Source organism: Streptomyces sp. CoH27, assembly GCF_020181035.1.
In the GTDB taxonomy this organism is placed as follows: domain Bacteria; phylum Actinomycetota; class Actinomycetes; order Streptomycetales; family Streptomycetaceae; genus Streptomyces; species Streptomyces camelliae.
Genome location: NZ_JAIQYY010000010.1, coordinates 84,376 through 101,667, shown reverse-complemented (window position 1 = coordinate 101,667; position 17,292 = coordinate 84,376). Strand labels below are relative to the sequence as shown.

Annotated in this window: 15 protein-coding genes and 1 pseudogene; 11 read left to right on the top strand and 5 right to left on the bottom strand. The window is 71.2% G+C overall.

All coding sequences use genetic code 11. The annotated features are described in order from the left end of the window. Nucleotides 1–264: 264 nt before the first annotated feature. Nucleotides 265–774 carry a hypothetical protein gene (locus LE548_RS17935; protein ID WP_225097875.1) on the bottom strand — a complete coding sequence of 170 codons (510 nt, stop codon included), beginning with the start codon at nucleotides 772–774 and terminating at the stop codon, nucleotides 265–267. A 365-nt stretch (nucleotides 775–1,139) separates the two neighbouring features. Further along, complete coding sequence (locus LE548_RS17930) at nucleotides 1,140–2,657, bottom strand: class I adenylate-forming enzyme family protein (protein WP_225097874.1); 1,518 nt, start codon at nucleotides 2,655–2,657, stop codon at nucleotides 1,140–1,142. Between the two features lie 95 nt (nucleotides 2,658–2,752). Here LE548_RS17930 and LE548_RS17925 point away from each other — a divergent pair, with 95 nt between their 5' ends. The 5 genes from LE548_RS17925 (at nucleotide 2,753) to LE548_RS17905 (ending at nucleotide 7,008) form a co-directional block, all read left to right on the top strand. Beyond that, nucleotides 2,753–3,949: an amidohydrolase family protein gene (locus LE548_RS17925; RefSeq protein ID WP_225097873.1), complete on the top strand. Its 1,197-nt coding sequence runs from the start codon at nucleotides 2,753–2,755 to the stop codon at nucleotides 3,947–3,949. Continuing rightward, entirely contained in the window at nucleotides 3,949–5,085 is a 1,137-nt protein-coding gene (locus LE548_RS17920) for an acyl-CoA dehydrogenase family protein (RefSeq protein WP_225097872.1), read from the top strand. Before LE548_RS17925 ends, LE548_RS17920 begins: the two co-directional genes overlap by 1 nt. A gap of 2 nt (nucleotides 5,086–5,087) precedes the next feature. After that, nucleotides 5,088–5,954 (top strand): acyl-CoA dehydrogenase family protein, encoded by an 867-nt coding sequence (locus LE548_RS17915; RefSeq protein WP_225097871.1) that lies wholly within the window; start codon nucleotides 5,088–5,090, stop codon nucleotides 5,952–5,954. Nucleotides 5,955–6,363: 409 nt separating this feature from the next. Continuing rightward, complete coding sequence (locus LE548_RS17910; protein WP_225097870.1) at nucleotides 6,364–6,501, top strand: hypothetical protein; 138 nt, start codon at nucleotides 6,364–6,366, stop codon at nucleotides 6,499–6,501. A gap of 18 nt (nucleotides 6,502–6,519) precedes the next feature. Beyond that, nucleotides 6,520–7,008 carry an ATP-binding protein gene (locus tag LE548_RS17905; RefSeq protein ID WP_225098128.1) on the top strand — a complete coding sequence of 163 codons (489 nt, stop codon included), beginning with the start codon at nucleotides 6,520–6,522 and terminating at the stop codon, nucleotides 7,006–7,008. Between the two features lie 321 nt (nucleotides 7,009–7,329). Here LE548_RS17905 and LE548_RS17900 read toward each other — a convergent pair whose 3' ends face one another. Beyond that, nucleotides 7,330–8,256: a cyclase family protein gene (locus LE548_RS17900; protein ID WP_225097869.1), complete on the bottom strand. Its 927-nt coding sequence runs from the start codon at nucleotides 8,254–8,256 to the stop codon at nucleotides 7,330–7,332. Nucleotides 8,257–8,342: 86 nt separating this feature from the next. Between LE548_RS17900 and LE548_RS17895 the strand changes: the two genes are divergently transcribed. From LE548_RS17895 to LE548_RS17885, 3 genes are all read left to right on the top strand, one after another. Continuing rightward, the gene (locus tag LE548_RS17895; RefSeq protein ID WP_225097868.1) at nucleotides 8,343–9,254 is read left to right on the top strand and encodes an SDR family NAD(P)-dependent oxidoreductase; all 912 of its coding nucleotides are present in this window, start codon (nucleotides 8,343–8,345) and stop codon (nucleotides 9,252–9,254) included. A gap of 98 nt (nucleotides 9,255–9,352) precedes the next feature. Further along, a complete protein-coding gene (locus LE548_RS17890; protein ID WP_225097867.1) occupies nucleotides 9,353–10,501 on the top strand; it encodes an acyl-CoA dehydrogenase family protein in 1,149 nt (382 codons plus the stop codon). After that, nucleotides 10,501–11,550, top strand: coding sequence for a Zn-dependent alcohol dehydrogenase (locus LE548_RS17885; protein WP_225097866.1), 1,050 nt, complete (start codon nucleotides 10,501–10,503; stop codon nucleotides 11,548–11,550). Before LE548_RS17890 ends, LE548_RS17885 begins: the two co-directional genes overlap by 1 nt. 18 nt (nucleotides 11,551–11,568) lie before the next feature. Here the strand turns inward: LE548_RS17885 and LE548_RS17880 are convergent, their stop codons facing one another. Further along, nucleotides 11,569–12,591 (bottom strand): GlxA family transcriptional regulator, encoded by a 1,023-nt coding sequence (locus LE548_RS17880; protein WP_225097865.1) that lies wholly within the window; start codon nucleotides 12,589–12,591, stop codon nucleotides 11,569–11,571. Nucleotides 12,592–12,650: 59 nt separating this feature from the next. Here LE548_RS17880 and LE548_RS17875 point away from each other — a divergent pair, with 59 nt between their 5' ends. Both LE548_RS17875 and LE548_RS17870 read left to right on the top strand, forming a co-directional pair. Further along, entirely contained in the window at nucleotides 12,651–13,976 is a 1,326-nt protein-coding gene (locus LE548_RS17875; protein WP_263636227.1) for an MFS transporter, read from the top strand. 101 nt (nucleotides 13,977–14,077) lie between these two features. Then, nucleotides 14,078–15,216: pseudogene (locus tag LE548_RS17870) on the top strand (methyltransferase). Nucleotides 15,217–15,309: 93 nt separating this feature from the next. On the opposite strand, the gene LE548_RS17865 reads toward LE548_RS17870, so the two are convergent. Further along, the gene (locus LE548_RS17865; protein ID WP_225097863.1) at nucleotides 15,310–16,125 is read right to left on the bottom strand and encodes a bifunctional 2-polyprenyl-6-hydroxyphenol methylase/3-demethylubiquinol 3-O-methyltransferase UbiG; all 816 of its coding nucleotides are present in this window, start codon (nucleotides 16,123–16,125) and stop codon (nucleotides 15,310–15,312) included. Nucleotides 16,126–16,181: 56 nt separating this feature from the next. Here LE548_RS17865 and LE548_RS17860 point away from each other — a divergent pair, with 56 nt between their 5' ends. Further along, nucleotides 16,182–16,901 carry a GntR family transcriptional regulator gene (locus LE548_RS17860; protein WP_225097862.1) on the top strand — a complete coding sequence of 240 codons (720 nt, stop codon included), beginning with the start codon at nucleotides 16,182–16,184 and terminating at the stop codon, nucleotides 16,899–16,901. The last annotated feature ends 391 nt before the right edge of the window (nucleotides 16,902–17,292 follow it).

Sequence of the window (17,292 nt, the reverse complement as noted above, 5' to 3'; positions counted from 1 at the left end):
CGAACGGGCACCCGTCACGTGTGTTGCAGCACCCTCCACCGGCCTGAGCCACGCTGTCACGCTTTCGATCTCCAGCCTGCAGACGCCTCCGCTTCGCCCCCCGCTGGCCACGCAGCGAGGGCGCGACCGGTCCGCAGACCACGACGAAACCCGGCGCCGCGCTACGTATCTCGTCGGCGTCGTCCGCATGGGTGGCGTGGTCGTGCTCGGCGTGGGCCGTGCCGTGGACGGGCCGGCCTTCTCACCGGGCGGGGGCAGGGTCAGTCAGTGGTCGAGGTCGAACGTGAAGCGCCTCGTGTTCGTAGCGATCGTGTCGGCGTGGACCGTGCCACGAGCCCGGTCGAATTTTCCGGTGCCCCCGGTGATCCCGTTGTCGAACGAAGGGGGAGGGCCCGGTTTGAGGAAGCCGAAGACGATCCCCTGCACGGAGAGCTGGCCGCCGGGGAGGTTGTAGGTCACGACGCACTCCTCCTCTCCGCCGTTGTCGACCCGGGTGGTGGTGCAGGTGCCGCCGGTGTCGCCGACCTGCTTGTCGTTCTGGTCGAAGAGGATCGAGCGGAAGACGGCCCGGTCGCCCTGGGCGGGGCTGCCGCCGGGGTTGACGGGGAAGCGGGTCTCCTGCGCGAGCCGGCCGATGAGCTTGAAGACCTTGTCTCCGCCCTTGGCGTGAGCGGAATCGGTGTACGTCGCGGCAGCGCCTGCCACAGGGGCGCAGGCGAGAAGGGTGACCAGCGCAGTGGCCGTGCCGAGACAAGCTGCTCTGATGGGGCGCATCGTGTGGCTCCTGAGGTTGATATTCACCGATGGGCAGGTGATGTATTCATAACCTCGGCTCTGCCGCCGCCCGGAACGTCCCGGCGCGACCCACCGGCAGATCCGATCGATCGGACCAACCCGGGACGAGAGACGGCCCGTCCGACCGGACGAGTCGCGCGGGCGGGTCGGCTGTGCTGCCATGAAGTCGCGCGGTGGGTGACCGTGGAGCGGAAACCAGCGGAGGTGATGCTCTCTGAGGACGCCGGCGTAAGGCTTCCGTGTGTCGGCGTGGGCCTCGGACCCCCACGGACTGCCCCGATCCCGGTACTCTGCACCCGCTCCGTCCCTGGTGGACGGGGCAGCAGGCGGATTGCCCGAGCGGCCTAAGGCAACGGTCTTGAAAACCGCTCCCGCAGCTTGTACTTCAGCACCTTCCGCAGCGTCTCGTTCCTCGGCAGCGCGTCCACCACCTCCAGCCGCTCCGGCAGCTTGTGCACGGAGAGGCCGGAAGCCCGCAGGTATGTGACGACCTCCGGCAAGGTCAACCGGTCGGCGTCCGGCGGCTGTTCCACCACCGCGCACACCAGCTCGCCCCGGTCCGCGTCCGGCAGGCCGATGACCGCCGCGTCCGCGACCAGCGGATGCGCGGCGAGCAGGTCCTCGATCTCCTTGGCGGAGATGTTCTCGCCCTTGCGGATGATGACGTCCTTCAGGCGGCCGGTGAGGACCAGGTGGCCCGAGCCCGTCAGACGCCCCAGGTCGCCGGTGCGCAGAAAGCCCTCGGTGTCGAAGGCGGCCGCCGTCTGGGCGGGGTCCAGATAGCCCTGGCAGACGGCCTCTCCGCGCAGCCGTATCTCGCCGTCGACGATCCGGATCTCCATGCCCGACGGCGGCCGGCCCTCGGTCGTCGCCAGGTTCTCCGGGGCGTCTTCGGGGTCGCCCATGGTGATCATCGGGACCTCGGTCATGCCGTACCCGTGCGTCAGCTGTACGCCCATCTCGCGGACCACCGCCTGATAGAGCTCGGGTGGCTTGGGGGCGCCGCCGCCTGCGAGCAGGCGCAGGGACGGGATCAGCCTCGTTCCCGGCGGCTGCTTGCGCTGCTCGGCCAGGAACATCGAGTAGAACGCCGTCGAGCCGCCGGCCGTCGTCACCCCGTGCCGCCGGTACTCCGCGAGCGCGTCCGGCAGCGCGAAGTGCTCGAACAGCACCGCGGGGAAGCCGTAGAGGAGCAGCATCACCAGATAATCCGGGCCGCCTATGTGGGCGTACGGGAAGGCGATCGAGCCGACGTCGTCCGGCGTGAGGCGCAGGGCGTGCGCCAGGCAGGAGCCGCCCGCGATCAGGGAACGGTCGGTGTGCAGTACGCCCTTGGGGTCGGAGGTGGTGCCCGAGGTCCAGTAGATCCAGCGGACGGAGGTGCCCTCGGCGGGCGGGGCGGGGAGGGGTGACGGGTTGCCGTCCGGCAAGGAGTCGTCGTCGTACGCCTCGAAGATCCCCTTCGCGCCGACCCGTCGTGCCATCTCCGTGTGGTCGTGGCCCCGCCACACGCCCGGGACCGCGAAGAACTCCGCCTTCGACTCGCGCAGCGCGAAGCCGGCCTCCCGGTCCCGGTAGAAGGGGATGACCGGGGACTGTACGGCGCCCAGGCGGGCCAGTGCGAGGGACAGCAGGACGGTCTCGATACGGGTGGGCAGCTGCCAGGCGACCACCGTGCCGGGGCGGACCCCCATGGCGTACAGGCCTGCCGCCACGCGTTCCGAGCGCGTGCGCAGGTCGCCGAAGGTCAGGCTGCGGTCGCCCTGGAGCAGTACCGGGCGGTCGGGGGTGAGGGCGGCGCGGCGGGCCACCAGGTCCCACAGCGTGGGTGCGGAACTCAGGGCGTGCGCGGTCTCGTTCACGGGTGCCCCCAGAGCGGACTTGGCTGACGTACCGTCAGATGTCATATTGCTATCTGACGGACCATCAGGAAAGTAGGGGACTCATGGCTACCGAAATGGCTACCGAACTGCCCCGCATCGTCAGCGTCGACGACCACGTGATCGAGCCCGCCCACCTCTTCGAGACCTGGCTGCCGGCCCGGTACCGGGACCGGGGGCCCAAGCCGCTGACCGCCGGGATCGGCGAACTGGCCTACGTCGGCGGGAAGTACCAGATCACCATGGACCCGGCGGGGCAGCCGACGGACTGGTGGATCTACGAGGACCTGAAATTCCCGTACAAGCGCAACATCGCCGCCGTCGGGTTCGACCGGGACGAGATGACCCTCGAAGGGATCACGCGGGAGCAGATGCGGCGCGGGTGCTGGGATCCCAAGGCCCGGCTGGAGGACATGGACCTCAATCACGTCGAGGCCAGCCTCTGCTTCCCGACCTTCCCGCGGTTCTGCGGGCAGACCTTCGCCGAGGCGCATGACAAGGAGGTCGCCCTCGCCTGCGTCCGCGCCTACAACGACTGGATGGTGGAGGAGTGGTGCGGGGACAGCGGGGGGCGGCTGATCCCGCTGTGTCTCATTCCGTTGTGGGACGTGGAGCTGGCCGCCGCCGAGATCCGGCGCAATGCCGGGCGCGGGGTGCGGGCCGTGACCTTCTCCGAGATCCCGACCCACCTCGGGCTGCCGTCCATCCACTCCGGCTACTGGGACCCGTTCTTCGCCGTCTGCCAGGAGACGGGCACGGTCGTCAACATGCACATCGGCAGCAGCTCGCAGATGCCGGCCGCCTCCCCCGACGCCCCGCCCGCCGTCCAGGCCTCGCTCAGCTTCAACAACGCGATGGCCTCGATGATGGACTACCTCTTCAGCGGGGTCCTGGTCCGCTTCCCGCGCCTCACACTCGCCTACTCCGAGGGGCAGATGGGGTGGGTGCCGTACGCCCTGGAGCGTGCCGACGACGTGTGGGAGGAGCACCGCGCCTGGGGCGGGGTCAGGGACCTGATCCCCGAGCCGCCGTCGACGTACTACTACCGGCAGATCTTCTGCTGCTTCTTCCGCGACCGGCACGGGGTCGCCTCGATCGACGTCGTCGGCCGCGACAACGCCACCTTCGAGACCGACTACCCGCACGTCGACTCGACCTTCCCGCACACCAAGGAGGTCGCCCTCGACCATGTGAAGGGCCTGGACGAGGAGACGGTCTACAAGCTGATGCGGGGGAACGCCATCCGGATGCTCGGACTGGATCTGGACCGGTAGTGGACCTGTCGTACACGCCCGAGGAGGAGGAGTTCCGGGCCCGGCTGCGGGAGTGGCTCGCCAAGGTGCTGCCCACCCTCCCGGACCGGCCCGCGCCCGAGGACTGGCCGGGCCGCCGCGCCTACGACCTCGGCTGGCAGCGGATGCTCCACGACGCCGGGTACGCCGACGTCCACTGGGACGCCTCGCCGACCACCCGTCTCATCTTCCTGGAGGAGACGGAGGAGGCCGGCGCGCCGTACGTGGGGGCGAACTTCGTGGGGCTGCTGCACGCCGGTCCGACGATCGCCGCCGAGGGTACGGCGGAGCAGCGGGCGCGCTGGCTGCCGCCGATCCTGCGCGGCGAGGAGGTGTGGTGCCAGGGGTTCAGCGAACCGGGCGCCGGCTCCGATCTCGCCGCACTGCGCACGCGCGCGCGGAGGGAGGGCGACGACTACGTGGTGAGCGGGTCCAAGATCTGGACCTCGCACGCGGAGGTCGCCGACTGGTGCGAGCTGCTCGTCCGTACCGACCCGGACGCGCCCAGGCACCGGGGCATCAGCTGGCTCGCGATGCCCATGGACGCCGAGGGGATCACCGTACGGCCGCTGCGTACGCTCGCCGGGTCGGCGGAGTTCGCCGAGGTGTTCCTCGACGAGGTCCGGGTGCCCGTGGCCAACCGGGTGGGCGCGGAGCACGACGGCTGGCGCGTGACCATGGTGACCCTGTCCTTCGAGCGGGGCACGGCCTTCGTCGGCGAGGTGGTGGCCTGTCGCCGGGTGCTCGTCCAACTGGCCTGCGCGGCACGGGAGAACGGCCGCTGGGACGACCCCGTACTGCGCCGTCGCCTCGGCCGGCTGGAGGCGGAGTTCCGGGCGCTGTGGCGGCTGACCCAGTGGAACGTGAGTGCGGCGGAGGCGAGCGGGGGTGGCGTGCCGGGGGTGGGCGGCTCCCTCTTCAAGCTCCGCTACTCGCACGCCCGCCAGGACCTGTACGACGCGGCGGCGGACGTACTCGGCCCGGACCGCCTCGACCTGGACCGGCCGTGGGTCCTGGACCGGTTGTCGTCTCTCTCCTACACCATCGCCGCCGGCACCTCCCAGATCCAGCGCACGATCGTGGCCGAGCGGATGCTCGGGCTGCCGAGGGGGAGATGAGCGTGCGGTTTCAACTCACCGATGATCAGCGTGCGCTGCGGGCGGGCGTACGGCAGTTGCTGGAGCGGCGGTTCGGGCATGAGGCGTTGCGGGCGGCCGTGGACGCTCCGGGGCGGCTCGACCGGGGGCTGTGGCGGGCCCTCGGCGACGCGGGCTTCTTCGCCCTGCGGCTGCCGGAGGCGCGGGGCGGGGTCGGGCTGGGGCTGCCGGAGGCGGTCCTGGTCTTCGAGGAGGCGGGTCGGGCGCTGTTGCCGGGACCCCTGGTCGCCACCCACCTCGCGGCCGGCAGCGTGCCGGGTGCGGCGACCGGGGAGACGGTCGTCGCGGCCGTGGACGGGGAGCTGGTGGAGTGGCTGGACGGCGCGGACGTCGTACTCGGCGACACCTCGGGCGCCGTACCCCTGCGTTCGCTGGACCCGCTGACGCCACTGCACCGCGTTCCCGTCCCCGGTGTCACGGACCCCGTCGGCAGTCTGCTCACCGCGGCCGAACAACTGGGCACATCTGGGCGTGTGTGCGAGCTTGCTGTGCAACACGCCCGGACTCGGGAGCAGTTCGGGCGGCCGGTCGGGGCGTTTCAGGCGGTGCAGCATCTCTGTGCCGATCTGCTGGTGCGGGCCGAGATCGCGCGTGTGGCGGTCTACGCGGCGGCCGTCACCGCCGACCCCGCCGACATCGCCGCCGCCCGGCTGCTCGCCGACGAGGCCGCCGTACGCGGCGCGCGCGACTGCTTGCAGGTGCACGGCGGCATGGGCTTCACCTGGGAGGCGGACGTCCATCTGCATCTGAAACGGGCCTGGGTGCGGGCCCAGCGTGGCGATGAGGACACGCAGAGTGAGGAGCTCCTCGCCGCGCGACTTGCCGGCTGACCTGCCGACAGCGCCCTGGACTGCGACTCCACGCAGGCCATGGCCCAAGATGTCGCGGATCGTGGCGAAGCGATATCACGGAGCGTTGATACCTGGTTGTGTCCTATGCGTGACTCGTCACGGCCTGGAGTCAGGGGTCCGCTCCGGTACCTTGTGTGGGATGCGAGTGGCTGTGAGCGCGAGCCGGGCCGGTGAACCCCCTGGGGTGGCGCCGGGTGGCGCGGTGCGCGGCGCTCCTCGCAGGGCGGATGCCGTCGCGGACACCGCTTCGGACCCCGTCTGTTCGACTCCCTGGTACGAGCGTCGCACAGTATCCCGCACGCGTACTCCTTCGCGCTGGAATATGCCCGAAGCGCTTGTTGGGGTGACTGTACGTCAACCATGCTGTCTCATAAGGGAATCACGGTCCGTGATCCCTGCTCTGGCCGTTGTTCTGGCCATGCAGAAAATGGCTACGATCGTGGCCCTCGTCGTGATCGTCGTCGTGGCTTTCGCCGTGGCGGCAGCGTTGCGCGGGGTCATGTGTCCGCCGGTTCGGATGGTGTGAGCGGTGCAGGTGCTTCAAGTGCAGCTGGAGATCCGGCCCGACCCCGCGGAGGTGGGGCGGGCGAGGAGGTGGGCCCGCTCGCGGTTCGCCGGGCTCGGAATAGCGGCCGACGAGCCGCTGGCCGAGACCCTGATCCTGCTCGTCTCCGAGCTGGTGACCAACGCGGTGGTGCACACGGGCTGCCCGGCCGTGCTGCGGCTGTCCCTGCCGGGTGCGCAGAGCGGGGCCGACCCCTCGGCCACCGTGCGGGTGGAGGTGGCCGACACCAGCTCCCGCGCCCCCGTGCCGCGTTGCGCCCGGAGTGATGCCACCGGTGGCCGGGGCCTGGCGCTCGTGGACTGCCTGGCCGATCGCTGGGGCTGGAGCCCGGAAGGCGCCGGCAAGAGCATCTGGTGCGAACTGGACCGCTGTTCACCGTCCCAGGAGGAGACGCCCCGGCGGGGCGCGGAACTGGCGTACGGGGGCGGAGTGTCCGCGTACGAGGGCCTGGCCTTCGAGGCGGTGTAGGTTCCGGCGCGGCGGTGCGCCGGGGGTGCATCCGTGCGCGGGGTCCGTGAATTGGGCGTACGTAACAAATCCCCGTACCGACGTTGACGTCACGTGGGCACCTGAACACGCTGGTGGGCGTCGATTCGCCGCGAGGGGACGACGAGGGCATGGGTGACGGCGGCCCTCGTCGAGTGTGGGTCGCATCGGATGGCGGCGTGCGCGCACGGCCGTGGGGGAGACGCGCCGGTGGGGGGAGGCGCGCCGCCATCCGGTTCCAGCTCCGGTTCCAGTTCCAGTTTCAGCTCAGGTTCCAGCTCAGGTTTCACCGCGGGCCTTGGGCTACAGGATCGCCACCGGTGCCACCGGTGAACCCGTCGCCCCGACGAACGGCTCCGGCATCGCCGACAGCAGAAACGCGTACCGCCCCTCTTGTCCACAGGCTGTGGACAACTCTTCCAGATTCCAGTTCTGGCCCTGGAGCATCCCCATCTCCACCAGGTCCAGCGCATGCACGGGCAGCCACAGATTGTCGATCTCGGGCGGAAATATCTCAAACGTGAGCGTGTCGTTGGCGACGGCGGCCACATCGCGCGCGTGGAACCACTCCGGCGTGCGGACGGACAACCCCGGCGACGGATAGCCGTACCCGTGCTTGTCCCCGGCCAGATACACCTGCACCTGTCCGGTCCGTACGAGCACGATGTCACCGGCACGCACGCGCGTACCCGCGAGTTCCTCGGCCGCGTCCAGATCCTCCGGCGTGACCACGTGACCGCCCTCCAGCCGGTCCACGCCACGCGCGCGTGCCACGTCCAGCAGCACCCCGCGCGAGACGATGTGCCGCGCCTTGTCGATCCCGCCGAACCCGGCCCCGCCGTGCGCGGTGACCGAGTGCGCAGGGCGGCCGTTGTAGAGCTTCCCGGAGTGCGAGACATGGGTCAGGGCGTCCCAGTGGGTGCCGGCCTGCAGGCCCATCGTCACCGCGTCGTCGCTGCACGCGACCGTGCCGGGCCCGAACAGCTCCTGGTTGATCTGCACCATGGCGTGCAGGGGATTGACCCGCCCCGGGATCATCCCGGTCTGCACACCGTCCTCCCGCAGCGGCAGCGCGAGCGGGACACGGCGGCCGGTGCGGACGTGGGCGGCGGCCTCGCGCACGACCTCGCCGGTGATGAGGTTCAGGGTCCCGATCTCGTCGTCCGCCCCCCAGCGCCCCCAGTTGTTCACGCGCCCCGCGATCTCGTGGAACTCCTCCGGCAGTGCCATCCGGTGCCTCCCCGGGGGTTGTGTCCGTGCGTCCGACGGGCCATAAAATCTAACGGACCGTCAGAAACCGCGGGAAGGGGCCGGACGTGGGGAACTTCTTGGCAGGCAAGGTGGTCGCCGTGACCGGGGCCGGGCGCGGGATCGGACGGGCGGTCGCCCTGGCGGCGGCGGCCGAGGGAGCGAAGGTCGTCGTCAACGACTACGGCGTCGCCGCCGACGGGACGGCACCGACGAGCGAGGTCGCCGAAGCGGTCGTCAAGGAGATCGAGGCGGCGGGCGGTGAGGCGGTCGCCGTCGCCGACGACATCTCCACGATGGCGGGCGGACAACGGGTGGTGGACACCGCCGTGTCCTCCTACGGCCGGCTCGACGGAGTCGTCTGCGTGGCCGGGATCCTGCGCGAACGCATGCTGTTCAACATGACCGAGGAGGAGTGGGACCCCGTCGTCGCCACCCACCTCAAGGGCACGTTCACCGTCTTCCGGGCGGCCTCCGCGGTGATGCGCGGGCAGCGCTCGGGCACGCTGATCGGCTTCACCAGCGGCAACCACCAGGGCTCGGTCTCCCAGGCCAACTACAGCGCGGCGAAGGGCGGCATCATCTCGCTGGTCCGCAGCGCGGCGCTGGGCCTGCACAAGTACGGGGTCACCGCCAACGCCGTCGCCCCCGTGGCCCGTACGCGGATGTCGGCGAACGTGCCCATGGAGCTGGCCGAGATCGGCGAGCCGGAGGATGTGGCCGCGCTCGTGGTGTATCTGCTGTCCGACGGGGCTGCCGCGCAGGGCATCACCGGGCAGGTGTACACGGTCGCGGGGCCGAAGATCGCGGTGTGGGCCCAGCCCAGGGAACTCCGTTCGGTTTACGGGGAAGGGCCCTGGACGCCGGAGCGGATCGCGGAGTTGCTGCCGGGGTCGGTGGGGGTGGATCCGATGCCCATGCTGTCCCAGCTTTTGGCGATGGAAGAGGCGGCGCGGAGTGGGTCTCGGCCTAACGCCTAGTAGCGGGGTGTGCTGTCGTCTCGCGGCTGCGGGTCGATTGTGGCTGGTCGCGCAGTTCCCCGCGCCCCTGATGGGGCGCTTGACCCTAGGCGGGCTTCATGGATTTCGGGTTCAGTCAACAGGACGAGGTGTTTCGTGCGGAGGTCCGCGCATGGCTCGCCGCCAACGTCACCCCCTCGACAGACCGCCGTACCTGGGAACGCACCCTCGGCGCCGCCGGCTGGATAGGGCTCGGCTGGGCCGAGGCCGGGTACGGGAACCGGACCGCGACCCTCACCCAGCAGGTCGCCTGGGCCGAGGAGTATGCGCGGTCGGGGGCGCCGCCCCGGTCCGGGCACATCGGGGAGAACCTGCTCGCTCCCACCCTCATCGCACACGGCACCGACGAGCAGAAGAAGCGGTTTCTGCCGCCGGTCGCCGCCGGTGAGGAGCTCTGGTGCCAGGGGTACAGCGAGCCCGGTGCCGGGTCCGATCTGGCCGGGATCCGGACCGTGGCCGTGCGGGACGGGGAGCGGTACCGGATCAGCGGGCAGAAGATCTGGACCTCGCTCGCGCACGAGGCCGACTGGTGTTTCGTGCTGGCCCGGACCGAGCCGGATTCCCGCCGGCATCACGGACTGAGCCTTCTCCTCGTGCCCATGGACCAGCCGGGCCGTATCGAGGTGCGGCCGATCCGGCAGATGACCGGCACCAGTGACTTCAACGAGGTCTTCTTCGACGGGGCACACGCGCGCGTGGCGCATGTCGTCGGCGGCGAAGGGCAGGGCTGGCGGGTCGCCATGAGTCTGCTCGGGTTCGAGCGGGGGGTGTCGACGCTCGCCCAGCAGATCGGGTTCGCCGAGGAGCTGGGGCGGGTGGTGCGGGCTGCCGAGGAGACCGGGGCCGCCGGCGATCCCGTCGTACGCGCGCTGCTCGTACGGCAGTGGGCCGAGCTGCGGACCATGCGCTGGAACGCCCTGCGCACCCTCGGCGGCTCCGAGGATCCTGGCGCGCCCAGCGTGGCCAAGCTGCTGTGGGCCGGGTGGCACCAGCGGCTGGGCGAGCTCGCGGTGCGGGTGCGGGGCGCGGCCGCCTCCGTGGGCCCGGCGGACTGGTCGCCCACGGCGCCGTACGAACTGGACGCGGACCAGCACCTGTTCCTCTTCTCCCGGGCCGACACGATCTACGGCGGCTCGGACCAGGTCCAGCGCACGATCATCGCCGAGCGCGTGCTCGGTCTGCCCAGAGAGCCCAAGGGGGCCGTGTGATGCGTGGAGTGGTGTTCGACGGCAAGCGGGTGCGGGTGGTCGACGATCTCGCGGTGCGGGAGCCGGGGGCGGGGGAGGTGCGCGTCGCCGTCGCCGCGGCCGGGCTGTGCCACAGCGACCTGTCCGTGGTGGACGGCACCATTCCCTTCCCCGTGCCGGTGGTGCTGGGGCACGAGGGCGCCGGGGTCGTGGAAGCGGTCGGGGCGGGGGTCGGCCATGTCGCGCCCGGCGACCATGTGGCCCTGTCCACGCTCGCCAACTGCGGCACCTGCGCGGAGTGCGACCGGGGCCGGCCGACCATGTGCCGGCAAGCCATCGGCCGCCCAGGGAAACCCTTCACGCGGGGCGGGGAGCCGGTGTACCAGTTCGCCGCCAACTCCGCCTTCGCGGAACGCACGATCGTCAAGGCCGTACAGACGGTACGGATCCCGAAGGATCTCCCGTTCCCGTCCGCCGCGCTGATCGGGTGCGGGGTGCTCACCGGGGTGGGCGCGGTGCTGAACCGGGCCCGGGTGGGGCAGGGGGAGAGCGTCGTCGTCATCGGGACCGGCGGGATCGGGCTGAACGTCATCCAGGGCGCGCGCATCGCGGGGGCCCTGCGCATCGTCGCCGTGGACGCCAATCCGGGCAAGGAGGAGATGGCCCGGCAGTTCGGCGCGACCGACTTCCTGACCTCGGCGGAGGGCGTGACGGACATCCTGCCCACGGGCGCCGACCACGTCTTCGAGTGCGTGGGCCGGGTGGAGCTGATCCGGCAGGCGATCGACCTCCTCGACCGGCACGGCCAGGCGATCCTCCTCGGTGTCCCGCCGGCCACCGCCGAGGCGTCCTTCCTCGTCTCCTCCCTGTACCTGGACAAGTCCGTCCTGGGCTGCCGCTACGGCTCCTCACGCCCCCAGCGGGACATCGCCCTGTACGCCGAGCTGTACCGCCAAGGGCGGCTCCTGCTCGACGAGTTGGTGACGGCCGTGTATCCCGTGGAGGACTTCGAGAAGGCGCGGGCGGACGCGGAGGCGGGGCGGGTGGCGCGGGCGGTCCTCACATTCTGAGGCTTTCGTCCGCGGGAGTCAGACCGCCGAGGTGACCGTCGCCCGGAAGGTGCGCCGGTACGCCGTCGGGGTCACGCCCAGGGCCTGCTGGAGGTGCTGGCGCATCGACTGGGCCGTGCCGAAGCCGGACGCGCGGGCGACCTGGTCGATGGACAGGTCGGTGGTCTCCAGCAGATGGCGGGCGCGCTCGACGCGCTGCTGGGTGAGCCACTGGCCGGGGCTGATGCCGACCTCCTCACGGAAGCGGCGGGTGAAGGTACGTACCGACATGGACTCCTGTCCGGCCATGTCGCGCAGCTGGATCGGCTCGTGCAGCCGGCCGAGCGCCCAGGCGCGGGCAGCGGTCGTGGTCGCCACCTGTGGGTCGGGGACAGGGCGTTCGATGTACTGGGCCTGGCCGCCGTCGCGGTGCGGCGGTACGACCGTGCGCCGGGCCACGTCGTTGGCGACGGCCGTGCCGAAGTCGCGGCGCACCATGTGCAGGCACAGGTCGATCCCGGCGGCCACCCCGGCCGAGGTCAGCACGTCGCCGTCGTCGATGAACAGCACGTCCGCGTCCACCTCGATCCGCGGGAACAGCTTCTGGAAGCGGTCGGCCTCGGCCCAGTGCGTGGTCGCCGGGCGGCCGTCCAGGTATCCGGCGGCGGCGAGGACGTAGCCGCCGGTGCAGATGGCGGCGAGGCGGGTGCCGGGGCGGATGCGGGCGAGGGCGGCGGCGAGGTCGTCGGTCAGCCGGCCCTCCTCGAAGACAGGTCCCAGTTCGTACGACGCGGGGATGATCACCGTGTCAGCCTCGGCCAGCGCCTCCGGGCCGTGGGTGACGTGGATGGCGAAGTCGGCGTCGGTCTCGACCGGGCCCGGTGGCCGCACCGAGCAGGTCACGACCTCGTAGAGCGGCCGGCCCCGCTCGTCCTTGGGGCGGCCGAAGATGCGGTGCGGGATGCCCAGCTCGAAGGGGAGCAGGCCGTCCAGCGCGAGAACGACGACCCGATGCGGACGGACGGCTTCAGAATTCTCGGAACTCTCGGCGACAGCAGCCATGGCCCGATCCTAGCGAATGCTGTCCGTCGGGCCACTCGATGCGCGGAACAGCAGACCGGATGCTCTATGACGTGACTCAGACAAGCCCAGCCGCAGCCCCCGTCCAAGCCGCCCCGCCCACCCGGCACCACCGTGTGCACCGCGCCTGGTTCGTCGCCGCCGTCACGTTCGTCACGATCATCGGCGCGGCCGCCTTCCGTTCCCTGCCCGGTCTGCTGATCGACCCCTTGCACCAGGAGTTCGGCTGGTCGCGCGGCACGATCGGCGCGGCCGTCTCCATCAACCTCGCGCTCTACGGCCTCACGGCCCCCTTCGCCGCCGCGCTGATGGACCGGTTCGGTATCCGCCGGGTGGTCGCCGTCGCACTGGTCGTGATCGCCGCCGGGTCCGGCCTGACCGTGTGGATGACGGCGGCCTGGCAGCTGTGGCTGTGCTGGGGCCTGCTGGTGGGCCTCGGCTCCGGCTCGATGGCGCTCGCCTTCGCGGCGACGGTGACCAACCGCTGGTTCACCGAGCGGCGCGGCCTGGTCAGCGGCATCCTCACCGCCGCGTCCGCCTCCGGCCAGCTGATCTTCCTGCCGCTGCTCTCCTGGCTGTCCGAGCACCACGGCTGGCGCCCGGCGGCCGTGACGGTGTCCCTGGCGGCCCTGGCCGTAGTGCCCTTCGTCTGGATCCTGCTGCGCGACCACCCGGCGGACATCGGCGTCGCGCCGTACGGGGCGAAGGAGTTCATACCCAAGCCGGCGCCGGTCACGGGCGCGGCCCGCCGCACACTGAAGGTCCTGTCCACCTCCGTCCGCACCGGCACCTTCTGGCTGCTCGCCGGCACCTTCGCGATCTGCGGCGCCTCCACCAACGGTCTGATCCAGACCCACTTCGTGCCCGCCGAGCACGACCACGGCATGCCGGTCACCACGGCGGCCTCGCTGCTCGCGGTCGTCGGCGTGTTCGACGTGGCCGGCACGATCGCCTCCGGCTGGTTCACCGACCGCTTCGAACCGCGCCGCCTGCTCGCGGTCTACTACGCCCTGCGCGGCATGTCCCTCCTCTTCCTCCCCATGCTGCTGGGCCCGTCGGTCCACCCGCCGATGCTGTTCTTCATCGTCTTCTACGGCCTCGACTGGGTGGCCACCGTCCCGCCCACCCTGGCCCTGTGCCGGGAGCAGTTCGGTGACGACAGCGCCATCGTCTTCGGCTGGGTCCTCGCCTCCCACCAGATCGGCGCGGCCCTCGTCGCCTACCTCGGCGGCGTCGCCCGCGACGTCTTCGGCTCCTACGACCTCGTCTGGTACGCCTCCGGCGCCCTGTGCGCGGCGGCAGCCCTGATGTCCCTGGTGATCCGCCGCCACCCGGCCCCGACGGCACCCGCCCTGGCCGTATCCTGAACCCACGCTCAGGAAAGGGAAGTTGATGACACTCGGCATGGTCCTCGGTGACGCGTTCCTCGTGCCCGCACACGTAGGAACCCCCTCCCGAGGAGCATGCCGTGCCCCTGGTCCGCTGGACCGAGAACGACCCCCTGTCCGCCCGCTGGCACTCTGAGAGCGAACTCCCGCCGCCCCGCCGGCTGATCGTCGCCGACGACCGCGTCCGCGCCGCCACCGCCTCACCGCCGAGGGCACGGCCCTGCTGTGGCGCGGCGACTACCACGGCGCCCGACAGCTGCTGAGCGCCCTGGCCCGCCGTATCGACCGCAAGGCCCCACAGCCCCCGGACCGGGGAGCCTCGGAGGCCTCGGGAGCCTCGGCGGCCTCGGCGGCCGAGAGCTTCCACCTCCTGCGCCGCTTCCGCGCCCACCGGGCCCGGATCCTGGGCCGGCTGCTGGTCCTGCTGGAAGCCGACCACAGCCTCGCCCTGCGCCGCGCCCCGGACGTCCGCCAGGCCTGCGCCGACGCCTACGGCCCGCCCGCCGGCCCCTCCCTCGTACCGCTCCGGGAGCTGCTGGGCGTGCTCGGCGCCCGGCAGTGGCGCGAGAAGGGCGTCGACGTACCGGCCCTCGGCGCCCGGATCCACCCGCACTACGGCGTCTTCGCCCCCGTGCGTGGCGAGTACGTCGACCTGGTCGCGCGGGCAGCCCTGCCCGAGGGCCGTACCGCCTTCGATCTCGGCACCGGCACCGGTGTGCTGGCCGCCGTGCCGGCCCGGCGCGGTCTCACCCACGTCACCGCGACCGACCTCAGCCCCCGCGCCCGCGCCTGCGCCCGGGACAACCTCGGCCGCCTGGGCCTCACGGACCGGGTCACGGTCGCCGGCCCGGAGCTGTATCCGCCCGGCCGGGCCGCGCTGATCGTCTGCAACCCGCCCTGGCTCCCGGTCCGCCCCGCCTCCCCCCTCGACCAGGGCGTGTACGACCCCGGCGGCGCGATGCTGCACGCCTTCCTGACCGGACTGCCCGCGCATCTGGAACCCGGCGGCGAGGGCTGGCTGATCCTCTCCGACCTGGCCGAACACCTGGGTCTGCGCACCCGGGACGAGCTGCTTGCGGCGATCGGGAAGGCGGGCCTGAAGGTGCTGGACCGTACGGACACCCGCGCCCGCCACCCGCGTGCGAACGACCCGCGCGACCCGCTGCACGCGGCCCGCGCGGCCGAGGTGACGTCGTTGTGGCGGTTGGCGGCACGCTGACCCTCATGCCGTAGAGGCGCGGCTGTGGCGCCTGCCTGTCCCCGTTGTCCATCGTGCGTGGGCGGCGGGGCCTTTTCGTGTCTCGTCCTGGCGTTAGACCGGCCGTCGGCCGACCACCAGCAGATGTGAACTCGCCGCCAGCAGTTCGGGGTACGGCTCGGCCATGCGTGCCGCAGTCAGCGCCGACTCGAACAAGGGCGTTTTCCGGAAGTCGCCGCCAGTGTTGCGTTCGGCCGCCGCGAGCATGGACCAGGCCGGGCCTTCGACCCCGAAGACACTGACATCGTCGAATCGGGCAGCAGCCACCTCGTCGCGCAGTTGCTCGCCGCTGTGGAAGTAGGCGGCTGTGAACGCTTTCTTCCCGTCGTGGATCTGGGAGGCGAGGATCTGGCTGATGCTCCTCTGCATCTGTTCCTTGTAGAGGTGCGCGAACGCGGTGTGCTCGAAGAGGCTGGAATACCGGTTGATTCCGGCCGCTGCCAGCAGGCCGCCCGGCTTGAGTACGCGGTAGGCCTCGGCGAGTGCCTGCTCGCGGTCGGCGCGGTCGATCAGGTGGTACAGCGGGCCGAGCAGCAGGACGACGTCGGTCGAGCCGTCCGTGGCGGTGAGCTTGCGGGCATCGCCGACTTCGACGGTGGCACCAGTGGCCTTCGCCTGTTCGACATGCCGGGGAATCGGGTCGACGAGATGAACGCCGTAGCCGTCCTCGATCAGCCATCGGGCGTGGGTGCCAGGGCCGCCGCCGACGTCGAGGATGCGGGCCGGCGGCGTCGGCAGGTAGCGGCGCAGCAGTTCCTGGGTGCGCACCAGCTCCAGGCGTCCGTCGGCTGTGGTGGTCAGCCTGTCCGCCTCGTCGATGGTTTCGGTGTAGAACCTCACGATCTCCGGCGCTAGCTCGGGAAGTGTCATGGAGGGCATTCTGGTTCCCGAGTGGTGGACCAGTCCAGTGATCGGAAACATGCGTCATGCCCCTTCTGAAGTACGAGCAGATCGCCGACGATCTCCGGAACCGGATCGCGGCGGGTGAGTTCGGCCCGGGCGACCTGCTGCCGTCGGGCCGTGACCTCGCCGAACAGTGGTCCGTGTCCAGGGCCACTGTCGTCAAGGCGTACGACGTGCTGAGGGCCGACGGTCTGGTCGCGGTCCGGCAGGGCGCCGGATTCACGGTTGCGGAGACGCCGGTCGCGCGGCCGGCGGGCGGTCGCCGGGCCGGTTCCGGTCGCGTCGAGGGTGGTGGACCGTACCGGCGGCTGGGCATGCCGGACCGGCTCGTGCCGCCTGCGCACGTGGTTGAAGCCCTCGGGCTTGAATCCGGTGAGACCGCGCTGCGTCGGATGCGCCTGGTGCTGCTCGACGATGGTTCGCCGGGGACGGTCGTCAGCGCCTGGTTCCCGCCCGGCATCGCCGATGTGGCCCACCGCCTGGCGTTGCCGGGTCCGATCGCCGAGGGCACCACGCACTACGTGCGCCGTGAAACCGGACGTTCGCCCCGTGAAGGCGTCGACATCACCACGGTCCGCCTGGCCAGTAACGAGGAAGCCCGGCTACTGGAGGTGGAACAGCCGGCGGCCGTGGCCGTCGTGGTCCACACGGCTTATGACCAGGACGGTCTCCCGCTCGTGTGCGAAGAGGGCGTCACGCCGTCGCACGTCTTCGAGGAGACCGAGAGGTACCCGATGGGGTAGTGGTCTCCTGAATGTCTTGACTGGACCGGTCCACCGGTCCAGTCTCTTTTTGTTGCTGCGCCAGCGCGCCGCGAAAGCGGCGCGCTGTGCCCGGCTGCCGAAATGACGAAGCCCGGCGACCGCTGACACGGCCCCGGGCGCGGCCAACGCTGTTGAGGAGCGTCGACATGATGAACGGTACCGCCCGGCCCCAGGCCAGTGCACGGGGCAGTGGAACGACGAATCGGGTCTGCGTCGTGGCCAGTCACGGCACTGTCAGCGAGGAGGGCGGGGCGGAAAACGTCCTGCCCGGCGACGGTCCTTTACCGCTGAGCCCGGCCCTTTCCCCGTGCGGCGACCCGGTGAACACCGCAGCGGGGAGCGGTAGCACCACCCTGCCCGTAGACATCGG